Annotated in this window: 4 protein-coding genes; 1 reads left to right on the top strand and 3 read right to left on the bottom strand. The window is 47.3% G+C overall.

Annotated elements, in window-relative coordinates:
- Positions 1-321, top strand: a 321-nt coding sequence (locus AAC033_RS18925) for a hypothetical protein (RefSeq protein WP_339741109.1), incomplete at its 5' end; no start/stop codon positions are given.
- Here the strand turns inward: AAC033_RS18925 and AAC033_RS18920 are convergent.
- The 3 genes from AAC033_RS18920 to AAC033_RS18910 form a co-directional block, all read right to left on the bottom strand.
- Positions 318-728 carry a DoxX family protein gene (locus tag AAC033_RS18920; protein ID WP_339741107.1) on the bottom strand — a complete coding sequence of 137 codons (411 nt, stop codon included), beginning with the start codon at positions 726-728 and terminating at the stop codon, positions 318-320. The genes AAC033_RS18925 and AAC033_RS18920 overlap by 4 nt on opposite strands.
- A gap of 623 nt (positions 729-1351) precedes the next feature.
- Positions 1352-2245 (bottom strand): outer membrane beta-barrel protein, encoded by an 894-nt coding sequence (locus AAC033_RS18915; RefSeq protein ID WP_339741104.1) that lies wholly within the window; start codon positions 2243-2245, stop codon positions 1352-1354.
- Positions 2246-2276: 31 nt separating this feature from the next.
- A partial coding sequence (locus tag AAC033_RS18910; RefSeq protein WP_339741102.1) for a T9SS type A sorting domain-containing protein occupies positions 2277-2723 on the bottom strand: 447 nt, incomplete at its 5' end.

The following is a 2723-nucleotide window of genomic DNA, read 5'->3' as shown; positions in this document are numbered from 1 at the left end:
ACTTTTCAGGTGGTTAGCCTGGCCTGGATCTTTTTCAGGGCGCGCGACTACAGTGTGATTCAGCAATTGGTCTACCAGATCCGGCATCATTTTCTTCCGCAAAACCTCACAGCAGGCTGGGACAGTTACCAATGGGTTATCCTTGTTTTTCTGCTCGGCCTGGTCGTCATTTGGGTGCCCAACCGCTACAAGGAAAAGCTGCGTGGCGCCTTTATCGCACTGCCAGCCTGGGTGCAAATGCCAGCCGTCCTTCTGGTGTTGCTCGTTATTGCGCTGGTGGCCCAGGCGGGCTTGCAGCCCTTTATCTACTTCCGCTTTTAACGGCCCCGGAAAGCGCGGCCCAATTCGAATCGTCCTCCCCCAAACACCAGAATGGTAATAAAAACGATTAGGTACAGCAAAGCCATTTCCTTGCGCTGAAACGGATCGGCAGCATGAATTTGGAACGCAGCCACCGCCATGGTAACAATGAGCGGAATGCTGGCCAGCCGGGTCCCAATGCCCAAAATAATCAGCACCGAACATAGAAATTCGGCAAACACTGCCAACACCAGGCTAAGGGTTTCGCCAAGCCCAAAGGGATCTGCAAACTGTGTGTTGCCTTCAATGAGTTTGAGAAACTTGGGGATACCATGCGTCAGCATAAACGCGCCTGCCGACACCCGAAAAATCAATAACCAGATGTTTACGACTGTATCGTTTGTTCGTGGTCCGAGTAATTTTGCCATGTTGTATTTTTTTGAATTCGAAAATAATCAAACTTGTAAAACCAACGGCCAAATGGGCCATTTAGTTTTACCTATCAGAAAAAATATCTGAATAGAAAGGAGAGGACATGAAGGGATGAAGTAAAAAATCTTGTTGTTATGGCCGTAAAACCTGTCAGCCTCTGAAGATCCTCTCAGCGTTTAAAACACCGGGAAAGCCGTTGGCGAATGATTTGAAAAACTTCTTCTGAGAAGTTCGCAAACCTATGCGGAGAAATCCGGAGACTTCTACTGAGAATTGAATCCAGCGTTCAGATGCATTTGCTTTTGTCCAGCATCCAGTTTTCTTTTTAAGCACAGCGTGCACCGAGGGATTCACAACGTTTGGCAGAGATTATAATCTGATATCCAGAATCCGGAGACAAGCCGCCAGCCCCAAATTTGTTTTTAAAACCTTTGGGCGTTTAGATCTATTGACTAAACCTACTCGTTTTGTTCGTGAAATCGTGGCTTATCATACGCATGGTCAAATGTCTAAAATCTGGCGAAATCTGTGGTTGAAAACAGAAAAATCGAAAAAAAGCACCTCAGCGAACTGAAGTGCTTTTGAGATCTTAAAAACTTATGTTTGATCCTTCAAATGCTTACCAGCTAAAAGCGTAACGCATTTTGAAGCCGAAACTTTGAGAGCTTACCTTACCTGCATAATTGTTGCCGGCGGCTTGTGGCGAACTGTAAATTACCGAGCCGTGTTGGAAATCAATCGGACTATCGACATTATAGCCCATGAGTGCTTGCGGGGCGCTTGCCTTAGCCAGATCGTTCAATCCTAGTTCCACATAGGCACTTACGTACAGGTGACGGAACGCCTTTAGTTGCTGTTTTATACCCAATTCGAACAAAACCGAATAACTGTTTTTTAGTTTCAACTTTTCTTTGCCGCTGTGCTTTGTACTCCAGCTTCCAAAACCCATAAAACGCGGACTGGTCAGAAGGGCATCCCACTGAGGGAAGTAACCGGAAGTTTCCAAGCCAAAGGCTGTGGCCTTGTAGTTGGCAGCAAGCGGGAGGCCGAGCTGGATGCCACTTGCAGCAAACAGCCTGGTCGAATAGCCTGTGGTTTCCCACTGGATGCGCAGCGGGATGTTCAGCATGCCCACTGACTGCCTTTCGTGGTAAACATCGGCCGAGCTTCGGAAGATCATGTTATCCCCCTCGGCATCGCTCACGCTGTAGCTGTCCGCAAAGTTGTCAAGGATGGTTTCGGAACGATAAGATTGGTATTCCAACGCACCTGAAAGACTCCAGTTTCGTGAAATATAATAGCTGTACTGAACGCCGGCACCTGCACCGAATCGCGTGTCGCTGTCAGCGGTTTCCCGCATATCGATACTCAATTGCGAGTTGAGTCCCTTGAGATAAACCGAAACTTCGCCTTTCGGTAACTGATAATATTGGGCTGTTGCTGTTCCTGCCGATAATAGCAGAAAAACTGCAATCAGAACTTGTTTGTATTGGTTGAATTTGAAATGATTCATGTTATTTTATTTTTAGATGCTACCAGACGAATTACTGAACAATGATTTTGGTGGTGAGAATGACTCCCGACGCAACCGTTGTCACGACATAAGTTCCCGGCGCGATGCTGTTGGGAAGTGTAATCGTGGTTCCGTTGCTGGCCGACACCTGTCGCAAGATCGGTGCTCCGTAAAGACTGGTGATTTGCACAATGCGGTCGTTAAGCATGTTGTCGCTGTAGTTTGTCACCACTTCAATCGTACTTCCCGCTCTTACCGGGTTGGGGCTTGCTGTCAAGGCAAAGGCACTATTCAGCTCGATATTGAATTCACAGGTACGAAGCACCCTATTATCCGTGGTCGTTAGCTCGACCGAATAAGATGCATTCGGATCCAGTCGGTCTGAAGCATTTTCACCTGCCGAGTAATATTGCCCGGTGCTGATCAACTGGCCGTTTTTGTACCATTTGAAGCTAGTAAAACGGTAGCCACCATTGGT

The sequence above is a fragment of the uncultured Sunxiuqinia sp. genome, from assembly GCF_963974515.1.
In the GTDB taxonomy this organism is placed as follows: domain Bacteria; phylum Bacteroidota; class Bacteroidia; order Bacteroidales; family Prolixibacteraceae; genus Sunxiuqinia.
The sequence above is the reverse complement of the archived record's forward strand: the minus strand, read 5'-3'. Positions and strand labels throughout refer to the sequence as shown.